A 239-nucleotide genomic window follows, 5' to 3' on the forward strand; every position below is an offset into this window, starting at 1 on the left:
GCTTAATAGAACACTTATTTTTGGAGGTATGTTTTGGATCGTGCGCTAGAATTTGTGGGCAACCACCCGTTTTTATTTGGCATATTGGCCGTACTTGCCGTACTGTTCTTTGCCATCGAAAACAAACGTAGCGGTAAGAAAATATCGCCCAATAGCCTTGGGATGATGGTGAACTCGCAAAACGCGCAGCTTATCGATATTCGCGCCAAAAAGAAGTTTGAGACCGGTTATATCCAAGG

Annotated in this window: 1 pseudogene; it reads left to right on the forward strand. The window is 43.9% G+C overall.

Annotated features, from left to right (window positions below):
- Nucleotides 1-33: 33 nt before the first annotated feature.
- Nucleotides 34-239 (forward strand): annotated as a pseudogene (locus AAEZ06_RS28200) (rhodanese-like domain-containing protein); the annotation flags it as partial.

The organism is Pseudomonas sp. HY7a-MNA-CIBAN-0227 (genome assembly GCF_040310325.1).
Lineage (GTDB): Bacteria > Pseudomonadota > Gammaproteobacteria > Pseudomonadales > Pseudomonadaceae > Aquipseudomonas.